Genomic DNA, 16,723 nt, shown 5'->3' with positions numbered 1-16,723 from the left:
TTAAACCGCCAAACTTTCTATTTGTGCACCCTCAGGTAATTTAACATAAAACTTTTTGAAGTTATTTTGTTTACCAGCTACACCACGGAACTTTTTAATTTTTCCGGTTTGATTAAGTGAGTTAACTCTTGTTGGAATAATTCCAAAGTACTCACGAAATACCTCTCTAAGACCACTCTTGCTCATACGAGGAGATGTTTGAACAACAAGAACACCATCTTCTTGAAGACTTAAACTCTTTTCTGTATAAAGTATAGATTTAATATCTGTAATATCTGCCATTATTTAGCCTCTCCTACAAGATTTTCCCAAACTGCTTTTTCAATCACAAGTGAACGATAGTTTGCAGCTAAATAAGCATTTAATTCATTTTCTTCAATTACATAAGTACTTGCGATATTTTCAAATGCTAAATAAGTTTGTTCATCTAAAACAGTTTTAACAAAAAGAGTATCTCTTTGGTTAAGCGCTTTAAATATTGCTGCTGCATCTCTTGTTTTACCTGATGCAACTTCAATACTATCTACGATGAATAGACTTCCATTTTGAGCGTGCTCGTTTAGAGCGAAGTTAAGAGCAAGTTTCTTTTGCTTTTTATTAACTTTAAGATCATAATTACGATTGTTATTAGGACCAAACGCTTTACCACCGCCCACAAAGATTGGAGAACGACGAGAACCAGCTCTCGCACGACCGCCACCTTTTTGAGCCCATGGCTTCTTACCACCACCTCTAACTTGTCCACGAGTTAAAGCTGAAGCACTGTTAGCTCTTTGAGCTGCTTGTGCAGATTTAACATATAGATATAAGTTGTGTGGATTAATTCCAGCAAAGCTCTCTGGTAATGCTAACTCAGATGCTTTTTCCATTTTTTCATTTAGAACAATTGCGCCCATTATTTAGCTACCTTTACACGACCCAAAGCACCATTAGGACCTGATACTGAACCAGATACCACTAAGATGTTGTTCTCAGCATCGAAAGAGATTATTTCATTTTTAACACTATTGGTTGTGTTACCGTATTGTCCAGGCATTTTCTTGCCCTTCATAACACGACCTGGATACTCATTACTACCGATTGAACCTGTCAAACGACCAAATCTATGACCGTGTTCAGCAGGACCACCAGAGAAATTCCAGCGCTTCATAGCACCAGTAAATCCACGACCTTTTGTTTTAAAAGTAACTTTTAACACTTTAGCAGTTGCCAATGGTGATAAATCTAAATCACCAGCTTCGCTATTTGCTACTTCTAAAGTAACAAAACGGTTAAACTCAGATGAAATATCATACTTTTTTTGTTGACCTTGAGTAGGCTTGTTCAATTTTTTACCAATATTGTAAGCAACAATAGCAGTACCTTCATTTACTTCACAAACCTTAGCATCTAACACTCTTAAAAGAGTAACAGATTTACTAGGAACTGTGATAGTACGGCTCATACCAATTTTTTCAACGATGTATTCCATACCAGCTCCCTACTTATCCATAGAGCGGACTTCAACATCCACTTCAGGTGCAAGATCAAGTTTCATTAGAGCATCAACTGTTTCAGGCGTTGCAGAAACAATATCAATAACTCTAGCGTGCATACGGATTTCAAACTGCTCACGAGAACTTTTGTTAATGTGTGGAGATTTTATCACCGTATATTTACGAATCTTTGTTGGCAAAGGTATCGGACCGCGGATTACCGCACCAGTACGCTTTACAGCCTCTACGATTGATGCTACAGATCTATCAAGAACACGATGATCATAAGCTTTCAATTTTAAACGAATTTTTTCCATGTTTTTCCTTCTAAAGAACTCATTAGGTCATGCCTAACATTTTTAAACGAGCGGAATTGTATCTAAAGAAACTCTAATATTCAAGTAAATAGGCACTAAAAATGGTTTTTTACTAAAATTAACTTCCTTTTAATAAGGAAACTGTAAAATAGCGATATGGAAATATTACTTGAAGAACTATATAAAACCGACATTACTATTGATAAATTTCATTTTAGAAAAACTTTTTTGGATGATTCAAGCTATCAGATAAATGGAGTTACTCAAAGCGGAAAGACAAAACTTGTAAAAAATTATCTGCTTGGATTTAAAAAAAATAGCTACCTCTATATAGATTGCAACGATGTCAGAATTAATATTGAGACGCTAAACAGCGATTTACAACCTTTTTGTCTAAAGTATAAAATCAACACTCTCGTTTTAGATAACTACAAAAAAGAGGTTAAAGTAGCAAATGTCTCTCAACTCATAATCTGCTGCGAAAAAAACTTCGATATTGAGTTTTTAACCACAATCACTCTCTATCCACTTGACTATGAGGAGTTTTTAGCGTATGAGCATAAATATGACTCCACGGCGTTAAACCACTTCTTTCAGCTTGGAGGATTTGCATCTATGCACAAAATTAACGCTGACGAGAGAGCACTTTTTATCCAAAAAACATTGAAGTACACTCTTAGTGAGATGGAGTTTGATCTTTTAGTTTACTGCACAAAAATGATGGCACAGAAAATCTCCCCTTTTTCTATATATGAGAGAATCAAATCAACAAGAAAAATCTCTAAAGATAAACTATATAAGTCTTTTGAGGATCTAAGCAATAAAAACTACATTCATCAGCTTCAAAAAGTTAACCATCCAAAAGCTATTAGAAAAATTTATCTTTGCGATACCTCTCTGAAATCTGCACTGACAATAGATAAAAATTTTGGTAAACTTTTTGAAAATATGATTTTTTTAGAGCTTTTGAAATCAAGCACAGCGTGTTATTATGATGATGGGATAGATTTTTATCTCCCTAATAGTGACGAAGTAGTTTTGGGAATGCCTTTTGCCGAAGAGAGATCACTCTTTAAGAAAATGGAGGCTATTGAGGCTTTTATCTTTAGATACCAAGTTAAAAAAATAACAGTTGTTACAATGAGCAAAGAGGGAAAGATAAATCATCCACTATCAAAAGTTGAAATGATACCTTTTGATATTTGGGCGATAGGAGATTAGGATGAAAATGGAATTTGGTAATTTATGTGGAATTGATGAAGCTGGAAGAGGACCAATTGCTGGTGATTTAGTTATTGCTGGCTGTGTATTGGCTTGCAATATTGATGGATTGAATGACTCAAAAAAACTTACGGCAAAAAAAAGAGAAGAGCTATATGAAATAATCATTAAAAATTCAACATATCATATAGTAAAATTTAGTGCCAAAGAGATTGATGATAATGGAATTTCACTCTGTTTAAACAGAGGACTAAAAGAGATTATAAAAAATCTAAGCAGCAAAGAGTATCTTTTTGATGGAAACTCCTCGTTTGGAGTGGATGGAATCACTACCATGATAAAAGCTGATGGTAAAATCGCAGAAGTTAGTGCGGCCTCCATCTTAGCTAAAGTAACTCATGACAGAGATATACTAAAAGAGGCGCTTATCTATCCATTGTATCAATTTGAAAAGCATAAAGGATATGGAACAGCACTTCATGTAGAGATGATTAAAAAATATGGATATTGTGATATTCATAGAAGAAGCTATAAGCTAAAGGCGCTAACTCCCAGTTTAATATGACAAAAGATTTACTATTTTAACTCCATCTATACCATGGAGCTAAATAAGAAATTTTCACAATACATTTAAAACTTAAATGGAAGGAAGTGCTTCACTAATGACTTAGCGCCTTCTTGGATAACAGCATCTTGAACACCTTTAACGACAGCATTCCCTGCGGTACTTTCTTGTTGTGTAACCTGTTGTTGCACAATTGGCTGTTGTGCAATGGGCTGTTGCACAACTTGCTGTTTGGTGAGAAGTTTTTGCTCTTTTTGGTACTGTGTATTGGCTGTAATCATGGCAGCCACTACCTCATCAGAGAGTCCCATCTTCTCTAATTGAGCCATATCATCTTCTGTAAAAGATTTATATGCTCCTTCTGACGCATTTATTTTAGCGATAATAATCACATCTTTTTTGTTTGCTTTGTGTAGCGCCACTATGTCGATGATACGAAAAGTAGCTGGACCAGTATAAAGTAGCTTTAACACTGGATCTTCAATACCGCTAAGTTGCTCTGGGTGTTCATCTAAAAAAGTGCGTAATTTTTTACGATCACCGCTTGCAAGAATGGCTTTGAGCTCATCAAAAGATTTTTTTGGTTCAGTAGTTTTTTTATCCACTATAGTGCTAGTTTGCCCAAAAGTGATGATAGTATTATAGATAGTTATATAATTTAGTCCCAGTGCCCAGTCGGCAGCATTTTTTCCAGTTTTGTCTCTTGCTGATGTGTCCGCTCCATTAGCTAGAAGCAGCTTAACAATCTCAATGTAATTGCGCGAAGAGGCATACATTAATGGCGTATATCCATTCCTGTCAACATAATTTATATCAGCTCCTTTTTTAAGTAGTTGCTGAACTAGATTAATATCACCTGTTGCAATAGCATAGTCAAGTGGGCTCGAGTTTTTATCTTTAACTAAATTTACATTCGCTCCATGCTTTATTAGCAAGGACACACTCTCTAGATAGTTAGAACTTACTTTTTTAAATGTAGTGACATCAACATGAATTGAATCGTAGTATTTGATACTACTATTGATTGCCTCTATTTTTTTGATACATCTATCTAGTTCAAAAGAGTTATTGATTTCAAAATTTGGATTAGCTTTTTTTAAAAGCAACATTTCCGTTACTGCTGGCTGACCACAAGAGTAGTGAAGTAACTGCGATGGTTCTGCCTTGTAATCAAGAAACAGTTTGAATTTTGACATAGCACTTTGCTCAGGAGAATATTCTATATTTACAAGACCTTTAAGAGATTGATTTATATCTGCGCCTTCTTCAATTAACATCTTAAACATATCTTCTCTATTATGAAGAATAGCGAGTGCTGCGAGTGAAAAACCATTATATACCACATACGGAGCTCCCTGGATATAACTCGGAGAAACTCCCTTGGCAAGCTCACTTTTTAAAGTAACCATATCATTTTTTGTAATTGCCTCTACCGAAGGACTCATCATCGGAGCACACCCAGAGAAGAAGATAGCACCCATCACAAATAACATTATCAAAATATTTTCTTTCATAATATCACACTCCTCGCATAGACAAACAGTTAAGATTTAGATTGTATTTTAACAATATCTAGAGCTATAAAAATTAAATCTACTGTATATTTTCAAGCAAAATAACATTTACAAAAGTACCACTACTTAGATTTCCATCATCTTCGCCACTTATCATCAGAGCACTTGAATTTAGCATATTTGTAAGAATCGCTGAGCTTCCAACTTTTTTATCTTTAAAATTTATAAAATATTCGCCATCTAAAATCTCCACATTGCACGCCGTGAACTCTGTTAATTTGCTTCTTTTATTAAAATCCTCGCTCAGCTTTGCTTCTATTATTTTATATACACTTTCTCTACCAAGCATTTTGGCAATAAGCGGAAGAACATATAGTATGGCGGTAACAGTTGAGGAGTAGGCAAATCCAGGAAGAGCTAAAATAAATTTATCTCCTCTTTGTGCCACTAAAACATGCTTACCAGGCTTTATTGCGACACCCTTGTAGATAACCTCAGCACCAAGACGAGGGATGATATCTTTTACAAAATCATAATCACCCACACTAACGCCACCAGTACTTACCAATATATCAGCACAAGCAAGAGCATTTTCAAACGACTGCATTATAGAAGTTTTGTCATCGCCTACGGTTCCAAGCTGGATAGACTCTGCCCCTGCTTGTTCAAAAAGAGCACACAAAGTATAGTTGTTTGAGCTTCTGATTTGTGCTGAGTTATCACTGCTTACACCCAGATCAAGGATTTCACTTCCAGTTGAGACAACCGCAACACGAGGCTTAAGTGCAACTTTTACCATCACTTTATTGAGTGATGCCATTACCCCAATTTCCACAAAACCTATCTTTGTACCTTTTTTTATTAGCACATCACCAGCTCTGAATCCTTCGCCAATAGGGCGAACTGATGAACCTTTTATAACACCCTCGTTTATGATAATTGTTCCATTTTCAACAACCACATTTTCTATCTGAATCAAAGTGTCTGCGCCATGAGGCATCATAGAGCCTGTAAAAGTCTTTATACACTCGCCACTTTTAATAGCTCTCTTTTCTTCATGCCCTGCTGGATTATCTCCAAGAATTAGGATGGATTTATTTTGTAAATCAGCGTGAATTACGGCATATCCATCCATTGAGGCTGTTGGGAATTGAGGATCATTAAACTGGGCTACCATATCCTCTGCCAAAACTCTTCCCAAAGATGAGCTAAGTGCAATACTTTCATATCTATTAGAATTTACCTTTAGCAAATTCAACATATCTTGACTTGTTTCATAAGATAATAGACTCATTTTAAAAATCCTTAATTTTATTGCATGCCCTCAAGGAACACCTTGCAAAATGAAGGAAGCCTCCACTTGCTAGTCCCGCCTAGAAACAAAGTCCCCAGACTCCGCTTGCGCCGCTGTGGCGACTAAATGGGCAAAAAATGCCATTATCTAGCGTTTCTAAAATATGACTTACTCTTTAAGATAATAAGCCACTCCCTTTTATAGCAGTTGAGCGCTCAAGTGCATAAACTCTTTTACCATCTATAATATCATACTTCCAAATGGGCGCAGATGCTTTAAAATCCTCTACAAACTCATCTATAAACTCTAGCGCAACACGGCGTTTGGGCGAAAAAACTGCTGTGATATATGAGGATTCATGAAGCATAACATCGCCCTTTGAGTGAGCCATTTTTATAATAGCACCCTTCTCTTTCGCTTTTTCTTGCCAAGCATCAAACCAAGAGTTCAGTATCGGCTCATAAACATCAAAACTAAGACCATCAATTCCACCTTCACTTCTAACTGTTCCAACAAAAGGGATATATGCTCCATAATTACTTTTTGCTTCATCTTCGTACCATTTTTTTAAAATAGCAGGAACATCAAGCGCTCCCTCACATAGGTACAACACTCATCAACCCCCACAAACAGGTGGTAAAAGAGATACTTTGTCGCCACTTTTTAGTTCAATATCTCTGCTACTTACAAGAGTATCATTTACTGCTACCGCCGAATTTTCTAACCACTTTTGCATCTCTTCATCATCTTTGAGTATTTTTGCTAACTCGTTTAAATTTGTAATATTTAGTTCCAATGGCTCTTTTTGGATTGGACCTAAAAATTCTACTCTTACCAAAAGTTGCTCCTATTTTTTTGTTGATTATATCTCAGATTAACTAAAGCATGTATAATAGCGCACTTAATCATATAGATAAAAAGAGAAATAATGACAATTTTTGATTCAATAATTTTAGGCATCGTAGAAGGATTTACGGAATTTTTACCAATCTCTTCAACTGGGCATCTAATCGTTTTTAGTGAACTTTTAGGCATAAAACAGACGGATGTTACAAAAGCGTATGAGGTTATCATTCAATTAGCTGCGATTTTGGCGGTGGTTTTTAGCTACAGAGATAAATTTACATTTAAAAAGATAGATTTGTGGAGCAAAGTTTTTTTAGCATTTCTTCCAATTGGAACAGTTGGTTTTATCTTTTCCTCACAAATAAAAGAGCTCTTTAGCATAAGCATAGTTGCAATAATGTTCATTGTTGGTGGCATTGTATTTTTAATTGTAGAGAAATTTTTTATCGATGAGAATAGCCATTTTACGACCGATGTGGAGAGCGTGACTTTCAAGCAGGCTATGATAATTGGCTTTGCACAAGTGCTAGCACTCATTCCAGGGACAAGCAGAGCTGGCTCAACTGTTGTCGGTGCTCTTTTAGTTGGACTAAACAGAAAAACAAGTGCGGAGTTTAGTTTTTTACTAGCTTTTCCAGTTATGTGTGCTGTTTCAGGATATGATCTGCTAAAACACTACAAAGAGTTTAGCGATGCAAATCTCATGGTTTTGGCAGTTGGGTTTGGTATCTCTTTCGTCGTTGCATATCTGACAATCAAGCTTTTTTTGAAATTCTTAGACAAATTTACATTTGTCTCTTTTGGCGTATACAGAATCCTTTTTGGGGCTCTGCTTCTATTTTACTTTAACTAATTGGAATAAAATTTGCTTGATATTACTCAAATAGTTTCAGGGAGAGATCATGAAATCAACTCAAACAATAAGTTCAAAATTAGATTTTTTTTTCAAAAAAATTGAGATAAATTTTTTGAAACTAAGCAGTAGATTCTTATAGACTATAATTTAATTAATCAAGCGTTGCTATGACTTTTAACTATTTCACATCTTAGAAGTGATATTTTCTATAACTATCTTGGCTAAACAGAGAGCCTTTGATCTATGTGAAAGTTTCTCTTTTATCTCATCCTCTAGCTCCCCTAAAGTTTTATCATAACCATCAGGAACAAAAATTGGATCATATCCAAAGCCACTGCTTCCCCTTGCTTCACTCAACACAGTCCCATGCATCCAACCATGAACACTATACTCCCCATCCTTTGTGACAACCGCTATTGCCGCCGTGTAATGAGCTGGCGAAGAGAGAGCACCTTTTGCTTTAATCTCCTGCATAAGCTTGTTAAGATTATCTTTATCGCTTGCGCCTTCTCCACCATATCTTGCACTATATATTCCTGGTCTACCATCTAAAATATCTACGCTTATTCCACTATCATCAGCAATGACGACCGCATCTTCACATAAGAGCAATCTATTTTGCAAAGCTTTAAACACAGCTCGTGCTTTTATAAGCGCATTCTCTTTAAATGTATTGGCGTCCTCGATAATATCAAACTCTTCCATCAGTTCACTGTATGGCACAACCTCATGATCTCTACATTGCGCCTTAATCTCTTTGACCTTGCCTTTGTTTGAAGTTGCAAGTATTAACCTCATTTTTTATCCTTATTTTTCGCTTTAATTATATAATTTTTTATGTCACAAAGTTTGTGTAAATGTTTTTTCATTATAATTCACAAATTATATACTGTTTAAGGCAGAAAATGTTTAAAAAAATACTACCTCTCTCGGCAATTCTATCTCTTAGTTTTCTTGGTCTTTTTCTTGTACTTCCAGTTATTTCTGTATTTGCATTAGAATTAGAAGGTTCAACACCATTTTTAGTTGGTATGGTTGTTGGTGGATATGCACTAACTCAAGCTATTTTCCAGCTCCCTCTTGGCGCGTTAAGTGACAAAATAGGGCGAAAACCAACCCTGTTACTTGGTCTGCTTATTTTTCTTGTCGGCTCTTTAATTTGTGCTTTTTCTACAGATATTTATACTCTTATGGCAGGGCGTTTCCTCCAAGGTGCAGGAGCTATTGGCTCAGTTGTAACAGCTATGATATCCGATGTAGTTGCGGAAGAAATTCGTGGAAAAGCCATGGCTATCATGGGAGCATCAATTGCTCTTAGTTTTGCAGCCGCTATGGGCTTAGGACCTGTTATTAGTGGTAAGTTTGGTATAAGTTCACTTTTTTTTATTACAGCAACTCTAGCTGTTTTTGCAATTATCTTACTTTTTACAAAGGTTCCAACTCCTCCAAAAATTAAACATATATATCACGCAACTGCTAAAAAATCTGATATTTTAAAGAATCCAAATCTCTTAAATATGATTGTTATTAACGCTATGCAAAAAGCTCTTATTACAGTTGCTTTTGTTCTGATTCCAATCGTATTAACAAAAGATTTTGGGTGGCAAAAAAATGAACTCTGGATGGCCTATGCACCAGCTATGCTTCTTGGACTTGCTGCGATGGGTCCGGCAGCTGTGTTTGGAGAGAAGCATAATAAACCAAAACAGATATTTCTTTTATCGATTCTTCTTTTTATAGGGGCATTTTTGATTATGGGACTTACAGCTTCTAGCACTATTTTTGTTGTAGGTGTAGTTATGTTTTTTATAGCCTTCAACATGATGGAGCCTTTAGTTCAGTCAATGATTACTAAATTTGCAAAAGTGCATCAAAAAGGAGTAGCAATTGGTACTTCAAACTCTGTGGCTTATTTTATGACATTTATTGGTGGAACTTCAGCAGGACTATTTTTAGGCATAAGCGACAGAGCGACTATCGGGGTTTCGGTTGCTATTATCGCCGCTATATGGTTTTTATGGACACTTAAATTACAAAACCCACTTAAATACTCTCACCTATATTTAGCGCAAGATAGTGTTGATTTGAACAAGTTAGAAACACTTGAAAATGAACATATTGCAGAGTGGTATATAAATCAAAGTGAAAATATTGTTGCAATAAAATTCCTCAAAGATGCTTTGAGTGGAGATGAGTTAACAGCTAAAATATCAAAAAGTAGTTAGAAACTCTAGTGTGCGAAATTCAGATAGTTTTTAAAACTATCTGAATAATAAAAAGATTAATTTTTCTGTGGTGTTACATATAGGTTAAAATAACGACCCTCAAACTTTGGTGGTTTATCCATAACAGCCACATCTTCTATCATGTGCCAAACTCTCATCAAAACATCTTTTCCTGCTTCAGGATTTGACATCTCACGACCTTTTAGAAATACACGAAACTTTACATGTTTGCCCTCTTCCAAAAACTCTTTAGCATGTTTTACTTTATAGTTAATGTCATTTTCAGCAATTTTTACAGATAACTTAATCTCTTTTACATCAATTTTAATCTGATTTTTCTTCTGCTCTTTAAGTTTTCTCTCTTCTTGATATCTATATTTACCATAATCCATAATCTTGGCAACAGGAGGCTTTGCAGTTGGAGCAATTAGAACTAAATCTAAACCTAATTCATTTGCTTTATCCATAGCTACATCTATAGAAACAATTCCTAAAGATTCTGCTCCATCTATATTACAACGCACTTCTGGCACACGGATATCGTCATTCATTATGACTTGGTCTTTTTTAGTCAAAAATTTACCTCATTTATTTTAGTTTGAATAAGCTTTAGAAATTCCTCTTCGCTTATGTTGTACTGTTCCCTTGTTCTACGGTCACGAATAGAAACTCTGCGAGACTCAACCTCTTCATCGCCTATAATGGCGAGCATTGGCACTCTTGTTTTTTCTGCTGTTCTTACTCTTTTGTTTAAAGAGTCATTTTTAGAGTAGATTTCACTATCTGCCCCTAAATCTATCAGTTTATCTGCTAACTCTTTAGCGTAATCGTTGTGTGGTTGGGCTATTGGAACGATTGCAACTTGAGTTGGAGCGATAAACATTGGAAACTCTCCAGCATAATGCTCCGTTAATATACCAATAAAACGCTCAAATGAACCTAAAATTGCTCTATGAATCATAACGGGTTGAATTTTGTCATTATTCTCACCGTTGTACTCAAGCTCAAATCTTGAAGGTAGGTTAAAATCCAGCTGAATTGTCCCGCACTGCCACTCTCGCCCGATTGCATCTGTTATCTTGATGTCAATTTTAGGACCGTAAAAAGCTCCGCCTCCCTCATCTATCTCATAAGCAAGACTGTTTTTATCCATTGCATTTTTTAGTGCCTGTGTAGAAATTTCCCACACTTCGTCACTTCCAACCGCTTTTTCTGGCTTAGTTGAGATCATCATTTTATAATCGAAATCAAAAGTCGACATAATTTTATCAACAAAATCAACAACTTCTATAATCTGCTCTTCAATTTGATCTGCTCTACAAAAAATATGCGCATCGTCTTGAGTAAACTCTCTAACACGAAACAGTCCATGAAGTGCACCAGTCATTTCATGACGATGAACTACACCATACTCAAAATATTTTAGTGGCAGATCACGATATGAGTGCAAATCTTCTTCATAAACTTTTATGTGTCCAACGCAGTTCATAGGTTTTACACCAAACTCCACATCATCTATATTTGTAAAATACATATTTTCGCCATAGTTTTGGTAGTGTCCAGATGTCTTCCAAAGGTCTGAACGAAGCATCTCTGGACCACGAACAGGCTCATATCCGCGTTTTCTGTGAGCTTTAAAAAGAAGAGACTCTAATCTTGCACGAAGCCTGCCACCTGCTGGAAGCCAGATAGGAAAACCAGCACCTACTTCCTCACGAAATGTAAAAAGTTTCATCTCGTTGCCAAGTTTTCTATGGTCTCTTTTCTCAGCTTCAGCCATTTGGTCTAAATACGCTTTTAGCGACTCTTTGTCAGCAAATGCGATTCCATATATGCGAGTCAGAACCTCATTTTTAGAATCGCCGCCCAAGTAAGCACCTGAAATTTTTGTAAGTTTAAAGTATCTTATTAATCCAATATTTGGCAGGTGAGGTCCACGACACAAGTCTTCAAATGCACCTTGCTTATAGATAGAAACTCTTTCGCTCGGGATTCGCTCCATTACTGCTAGTTTTAGATGATCATTTTTAAACTTCTCTTTTGCTTCGTCCATAGAGATTTCGTATTTTTCAATATCATATTTTTTCTTGGCAAATGAGAGCATCTCTTTTTCTATCTCTTTTAAATCGCCCTCGCCTATCTCGTGAGAGGTTTTAAAATCATAATAGAATCCCTCTTTTACGGTTGGTCCAACATAAAACTCCGCATCAGAATAGAGAGATTTGATGGCCTGTGCCATAAGATGGGCTGTTGAGTGACGAAGAATCTCTAGTGAGTCTGGAGAATTATCTAAGTGAATCTGCTCACCCTCAAACCCAAGCTCTTTTGCTGTTTGTAAATCAATAATTTCGCCGTTATGTTTTATTGCTATTGCGTTCAAAATATATATTCCTATCTTTTTAAAGTTCTGTTTTTAAAATTGCGCCATTTGAAGCGTTTGAAACTAAAAGCTGATAGCGTTTAAGCCATTTTGATTTAACTTCATTTTTATAAGGCTTATAATTTGCTTTTCTTTTTGCTATGACATCATCACTAACATTCAAGCGCAATAAATGATTATCAGTATCTAGCTCAATCTCATCGCCATCTTCAACAAATGCAATCAAACCACCCTCAGCAGCCTCAGGAGAGACATGCCCGATGCTAGCGCCTTTTGTGGCACCAGAGAAACGACCATCAGTTATAAGAGCTACACTATCACCAAGTCCCATTCCTTGAATAAGCGCAGTAGGAGCGAGCATCTCTTGCATACCAGGTCCACCTTTTGGCCCCTCATAGCGGATAACTACTACGCTTCCAGGTTTTACTTTATGACTCATTATTCCAGTAATCGCTTCTGGTTGAGAGTTGAAGCAGATTGCTTTGCCTTTAAATTGTCTCATATTTAGCTCGATTCCAGCAGTTTTTACAACTGCGCCCTCGGTTGCTAAATTTCCAAAAAGAATAGAGAGTCCACCAATCTGAGAGTAAGCATTTTCATTTCTGTGAATAATCTCTTCATCTAAAATTTTAGCATCTGCTATTCTCTCACCTAATGTTTCACCCGTAACAGTAGGATTATCAAGATAAAGAAGTCCGCCTCTTCTGCTTATCTCTTTCATAACTGCATTAACACCACCGGCTTTGTCTATGTCATCCATATGAACAGTTGTTAATGATGGAGATATTTTAGCGATGTGAGCGACATTGTCAGCTATTTCATTGATTTTTTCAATTTTATACTCAACACCAGCTTCTCTTGCGATTGCCAACATATGAAGAACAGTATTTGAACTTCCACCCATCGCCATATCTACGACAAATGCGTTGTGAATAGCTTTTTCGTTTAGTACATTTTTCAGATTATACTTACTATCATCAGCCTTTGCCATCTCAACAATTCTCTTAGCAGCCGCCTTGACCATCTCTATTCGCTTAGGTGTCATAGCTAAAACAGTGCCGTTTCCAGGAAGCGCAATTCCCATCGCTTCACAAAGAGTGTTCATAGAGTTTGCTGTAAACATGCCAGAACAACTTCCACCGCTTGGACATGCATTGCACTCTATCTCATACAACTCTTCATCTGTCATTTTTCCTTCAGCGTGCTGACCAACAGCCTCAAAAGCAGTTGATAAATCGATAGGCGTACCATCTTTTTTATGCCCTGCAGCCATTGGACCGCCAGAGACGAAAATAGTAGGAACATTAACACGAAGCGCTCCCATAATCATACCAGGGACAATCTTATCACAGTTTGGGATACAGATAAGCGCATCAAGCTTGTGAGCGTTCATAACAGTCTCAATAGAATCTGCAATAATTTCACGAGAAGGCAGAGAGTACAACATCCCGTCGTGCCCCATAGCAATACCATCATCAACGCCAATGGTGTTAAATACAAATGGAACTCCACCAGCCTCGCGAATTGCCGCTTTGACTATTTCACCATACTCATGTAAAAAGAAATGCCCTGGGATAATATCTATATAACTGTTTGCTATTCCGATGAATGGTTTGTCGAAATCTTCATCTTTAAGTCCAGTAGCTCTAAGCAGTGAACGATGCGGAGCTCTGTCAAAACCTTTTTTTATAGTATCGCTTCTCATAAAAATCCTTAATTAGTGGTGTTATTATCTTTATAAATATAGACGGGATTGTACCATTTTTTTCATTTTTTTTATAAAAGCTCTTTACAAACAAAAATAAAATAGCTATAATTCCGCTCACTTAAAAAATAAGTAACAAAAAATGCGGGAATAGCTCAGTGGTAGAGCACAACCTTGCCAAGGTTGGGGTCGCGAGTTCGAACCTCGTTTCCCGCTCCATAAATAAAAAATAAAAAAAAGATATCCGATATCTTTGAAAAAACCCAAGCCCGGGTGGTGAAATCGGTAGACACAAGGGATTTAAAATCCCTCGCTCGTAAGGGTGTGCCGGTTCAAGTCCGGCTTCGGGCACCATTATTATAAATTATTGTTGAAACTGGTGCCATCGCCAAGTGGTAAGGCCGCAGCCTGCAAAGCTGCTATCCCCAGTTCAAATCTGGGTGGCACCTCCAATTTTATAGTAACTTCTTTACAAATGTGGATCTTTGGCTGAGTTGGTCGATAGCACCGGTCTTGAAAACCGGCGAGGGTTATACCTCCCAGAGTTCGAATCTCTGAGGGTCCACCATTTTTTAAACACAATCCCATGCTTTGCAGAAATTATTCATAACTAATCACTATATCAATTTATATTCCCTTTAGAGCAATCAATATTCTCTTCTCTCAATTTAGCAAGGTAAAAATAAATAATTTTTCAATTAAAACACCAAAAAATTTAAATATCCTCCTCTAAAAAAATATACTGATATAAATTTAAAATTATAAGAATATAAAGCAAAAATACTTTTATAGTAGAGTGACAATTGCTTTGTTAAAATAGTTTATTGTAAACAGGAGGACTAATGATATGAAAACAGCAATTTTTTATGGAAGCAGTACTGGAAATACCGAGAGTGTCGCAAAAAAGATTTTAAAAAAACTAGGCGGCGTAGAAGTTTTGGATATTTACGATATCTCAAGCACTAAAGTCGAGAAAATATCTGAATACGAAAAACTAATCATTGGCTCACCTACTTGGGGTGATGGAGACCTTCAAGATGATTGGGAAAGTGTTTTTGAGAAGTTAAAAAATATTGATTTTGCAGGAAAAACAGTTGCTTTGTTTGGCTTGGGTGATCAAGAGGAGTATCCGGATAAATTTTTGGGTGCTATGTGGTTGCTTTATGAAGTAATTAAATCAAAAGGGGCAAAAATCATCGGAGAGTGGCCTGCTAGTGGGTATTATCACAATAACTCAAAAGCTCAAGATGGAGACCAGTTTGTAGGTTTGGCTCTGGATGAGGATAACCAAAGTGAGATGAGCGATGGTCGTATTGATGATTGGTGTGAGCAAATTCGTTCAGAGATACTTTAGCTAATAAAAATTATAAAATGGTGCCAACACAAAAAGTGTGGGCACCTTCTACTCATACAAAAAAGCCTACCTAAGGTTTAAGAAATCACTTTTTTTATCTTCTTTTTGAATTATACTCACCGAACAAGTCATTCCAGCTGCTAACACGAATCCTTTGGGGACGCTGTCTATATGTATCCGAACCGGGATTCGTTGTGCTAAACGCACCCAAGTGAAGGTTGGATTTACATTGGCTAGAAGTCTCTGATCTGTTACATTGTCTCTGTCTGAGATGCCACTAGCTAGGCTCTCGATGTGCCCTTGGATGATATATTTTGTTCCGAGCATACGCATCTGCGCCTTGTCGTTTATATGTAAAAGTGAGAGTTTGTTCTCCTCAAAATATCCATATATCCAAAAAGAGTCTTTTTTGATCATTGCCATATGACTCTCACCAGTTTGCACATAATCCCCTTTTCGTAGAAGAAGATTGCTCACCCAGCCATCACTTGGAGCCTTAACGCTTGAGCGTTCAAGATTAAGTTCTGCTGTCTCTATCTGTATTGCTGCTTCTTCATATTTTGCTTTGGCTATAGCAACTTCAAGTTTAGCATCATTTCGATTTTCCTCTGACATTACCTCATCACTAAGCCCTACTCGACGCTTATACTGATTTTGCTTCATCTCATGTTCTGCTTTTCTTATCTGAGCGAGAGTCTTAGCCTCAGCCAAGGCGTGCTCAAATCTTACTTTATCAATTTGAAATAGTAAATCGCCTTTTTTTACAAATTGGTTATCAACAACATTAACGCTAGCTACAAGACCGCTCACATCAGGCGCTATCATTACAACTTCAGCGCGCACCCGTCCATCACGTGTCCATGAGCTATTCATATAGTTGTTCCATAGCTTGAGTCCAAGAAAAAAAGCAAGACCAACCACACTAAGCGTGATAATAAGGCGTAAAATTTTAAAAAGTCTGTTTTTCATAA

General features: G+C 36.6%; 18 protein-coding genes and 4 tRNA genes. 9 read left to right on the top strand and 13 right to left on the bottom strand.

Annotated elements, in window-relative coordinates; translation table 11 throughout:
* Genes PHV22_RS07775 through rpsJ form a run of 4 tightly spaced genes read right to left on the bottom strand, consistent with a single transcriptional unit; the run spans position 1 to position 1,792 of the window.
* Positions 1-282 carry a 50S ribosomal protein L23 gene (locus tag PHV22_RS07775; protein ID WP_295022805.1) on the bottom strand — a complete coding sequence of 94 codons (282 nt, stop codon included), beginning with the start codon at positions 280-282 and terminating at the stop codon, positions 1-3.
* Positions 282-896 carry a 50S ribosomal protein L4 gene (gene rplD / locus PHV22_RS07770; protein WP_295022804.1) on the bottom strand — a complete coding sequence of 205 codons (615 nt, stop codon included), beginning with the start codon at positions 894-896 and terminating at the stop codon, positions 282-284. The genes PHV22_RS07775 and rplD overlap by 1 nt, the downstream gene beginning before the upstream one ends.
* Positions 896-1,471: a 50S ribosomal protein L3 gene (gene rplC / locus PHV22_RS07765; protein WP_295022803.1), complete on the bottom strand. Its 576-nt coding sequence runs from the start codon at positions 1,469-1,471 to the stop codon at positions 896-898. The genes rplD and rplC overlap by 1 nt, the downstream gene beginning before the upstream one ends.
* A gap of 9 nt (positions 1,472-1,480) precedes the next feature.
* Complete coding sequence (gene rpsJ / locus PHV22_RS07760; RefSeq protein WP_295022802.1) at positions 1,481-1,792, bottom strand: 30S ribosomal protein S10; 312 nt, start codon at positions 1,790-1,792, stop codon at positions 1,481-1,483.
* Between the two features lie 156 nt (positions 1,793-1,948).
* Here rpsJ and PHV22_RS07755 point away from each other — a divergent pair, with 156 nt between their 5' ends.
* Both PHV22_RS07755 and PHV22_RS07750 read left to right on the top strand, forming a co-directional pair.
* A complete protein-coding gene (locus PHV22_RS07755) occupies positions 1,949-3,013 on the top strand; it encodes an ATP-binding protein (RefSeq protein WP_295022801.1) in 1,065 nt (354 codons plus the stop codon).
* A 1-nt stretch (position 3,014) separates the two neighbouring features.
* Positions 3,015-3,578: a ribonuclease HII gene (locus PHV22_RS07750; RefSeq protein ID WP_295022800.1), complete on the top strand. Its 564-nt coding sequence runs from the start codon at positions 3,015-3,017 to the stop codon at positions 3,576-3,578.
* 65 nt (positions 3,579-3,643) lie between these two features.
* Here PHV22_RS07750 and PHV22_RS07745 read toward each other — a convergent pair whose 3' ends face one another.
* The 4 genes from PHV22_RS07745 to PHV22_RS07730 form a co-directional block, all read right to left on the bottom strand.
* The gene (locus tag PHV22_RS07745) at positions 3,644-5,092 is read right to left on the bottom strand and encodes an ankyrin repeat domain-containing protein (RefSeq protein WP_295022799.1); all 1,449 of its coding nucleotides are present in this window, start codon (positions 5,090-5,092) and stop codon (positions 3,644-3,646) included.
* A 79-nt stretch (positions 5,093-5,171) separates the two neighbouring features.
* On the bottom strand, positions 5,172-6,386 hold the full coding sequence (locus PHV22_RS07740; protein ID WP_295022798.1) for a molybdopterin molybdotransferase MoeA: 1,215 nt from the start codon (positions 6,384-6,386) through the stop codon (positions 5,172-5,174).
* A gap of 175 nt (positions 6,387-6,561) precedes the next feature.
* Complete coding sequence (locus tag PHV22_RS07735; RefSeq protein ID WP_295022797.1) at positions 6,562-6,999, bottom strand: molybdenum cofactor biosynthesis protein MoaE; 438 nt, start codon at positions 6,997-6,999, stop codon at positions 6,562-6,564.
* Between the two features lie 3 nt (positions 7,000-7,002).
* Complete coding sequence (locus PHV22_RS07730; RefSeq protein WP_295022796.1) at positions 7,003-7,224, bottom strand: MoaD/ThiS family protein; 222 nt, start codon at positions 7,222-7,224, stop codon at positions 7,003-7,005.
* A 90-nt stretch (positions 7,225-7,314) separates the two neighbouring features.
* On the opposite strand from PHV22_RS07730, the gene PHV22_RS07725 reads away from it, so the two are divergent.
* A complete protein-coding gene (locus PHV22_RS07725) occupies positions 7,315-8,085 on the top strand; it encodes an undecaprenyl-diphosphate phosphatase (RefSeq protein ID WP_295022795.1) in 771 nt (256 codons plus the stop codon).
* 186 nt (positions 8,086-8,271) lie between these two features.
* Here the strand turns inward: PHV22_RS07725 and rdgB are convergent, their stop codons facing one another.
* Positions 8,272-8,886, bottom strand: coding sequence for an RdgB/HAM1 family non-canonical purine NTP pyrophosphatase (gene rdgB / locus PHV22_RS07720; RefSeq protein WP_295022794.1), 615 nt, complete (start codon positions 8,884-8,886; stop codon positions 8,272-8,274).
* A 107-nt stretch (positions 8,887-8,993) separates the two neighbouring features.
* Here rdgB and PHV22_RS07715 point away from each other — a divergent pair, with 107 nt between their 5' ends.
* On the top strand, positions 8,994-10,313 hold the full coding sequence (locus PHV22_RS07715; RefSeq protein WP_295022793.1) for an MFS transporter: 1,320 nt from the start codon (positions 8,994-8,996) through the stop codon (positions 10,311-10,313).
* Positions 10,314-10,369: 56 nt separating this feature from the next.
* Here the strand turns inward: PHV22_RS07715 and infC are convergent, their stop codons facing one another.
* From infC to ilvD, 3 genes are read right to left on the bottom strand one after another with little or no spacing between them, the layout of a single operon-like run.
* Positions 10,370-10,888, bottom strand: a complete 519-nt coding sequence (gene infC, locus PHV22_RS07710) for a translation initiation factor IF-3 (protein WP_295022792.1) — start codon at positions 10,886-10,888, stop codon at positions 10,370-10,372.
* Entirely contained in the window at positions 10,885-12,693 is a 1,809-nt protein-coding gene (gene thrS, locus PHV22_RS07705) for a threonine--tRNA ligase (RefSeq protein WP_295022791.1), read from the bottom strand. Before thrS ends, infC begins: the two co-directional genes overlap by 4 nt.
* 19 nt (positions 12,694-12,712) lie before the next feature.
* Positions 12,713-14,398, bottom strand: a complete 1,686-nt coding sequence (ilvD, locus tag PHV22_RS07700) for a dihydroxy-acid dehydratase (protein ID WP_295022790.1) — start codon at positions 14,396-14,398, stop codon at positions 12,713-12,715.
* Positions 14,399-14,542: 144 nt separating this feature from the next.
* Between ilvD and PHV22_RS07695 the strand changes: the two genes are divergently transcribed.
* The 5 genes from PHV22_RS07695 to PHV22_RS07675 all read left to right on the top strand — a co-directional run bounded on the left by PHV22_RS07695 (position 14,543) and on the right by PHV22_RS07675 (position 15,752).
* Positions 14,543-14,617, top strand: a tRNA-Gly gene (locus tag PHV22_RS07695).
* Between the two features lie 48 nt (positions 14,618-14,665).
* Positions 14,666-14,752: transfer RNA gene (locus tag PHV22_RS07690), tRNA-Leu, on the top strand.
* Positions 14,753-14,776: 24 nt separating this feature from the next.
* Positions 14,777-14,850 (top strand) — tRNA-Cys (locus PHV22_RS07685).
* Positions 14,851-14,877: 27 nt separating this feature from the next.
* Positions 14,878-14,966: transfer RNA gene (locus PHV22_RS07680), tRNA-Ser, on the top strand.
* Positions 14,967-15,245: 279 nt separating this feature from the next.
* On the top strand, positions 15,246-15,752 hold the full coding sequence (locus PHV22_RS07675; RefSeq protein ID WP_295022789.1) for a flavodoxin: 507 nt from the start codon (positions 15,246-15,248) through the stop codon (positions 15,750-15,752).
* A 66-nt stretch (positions 15,753-15,818) separates the two neighbouring features.
* Here the strand turns inward: PHV22_RS07675 and PHV22_RS07670 are convergent, their stop codons facing one another.
* Positions 15,819-16,721 carry an HlyD family secretion protein gene (locus tag PHV22_RS07670; RefSeq protein ID WP_295022788.1) on the bottom strand — a complete coding sequence of 301 codons (903 nt, stop codon included), beginning with the start codon at positions 16,719-16,721 and terminating at the stop codon, positions 15,819-15,821.
* Between the last annotated feature and the right edge of the window lie 2 nt (positions 16,722-16,723).

The organism is Sulfurimonas sp., assembly GCF_028713515.1.
GTDB lineage: Bacteria > Campylobacterota > Campylobacteria > Campylobacterales > Sulfurimonadaceae > Sulfurimonas.
The sequence above is the reverse complement of the archived record's forward strand: the minus strand, read 5'-3'. Positions and strand labels throughout refer to the sequence as shown.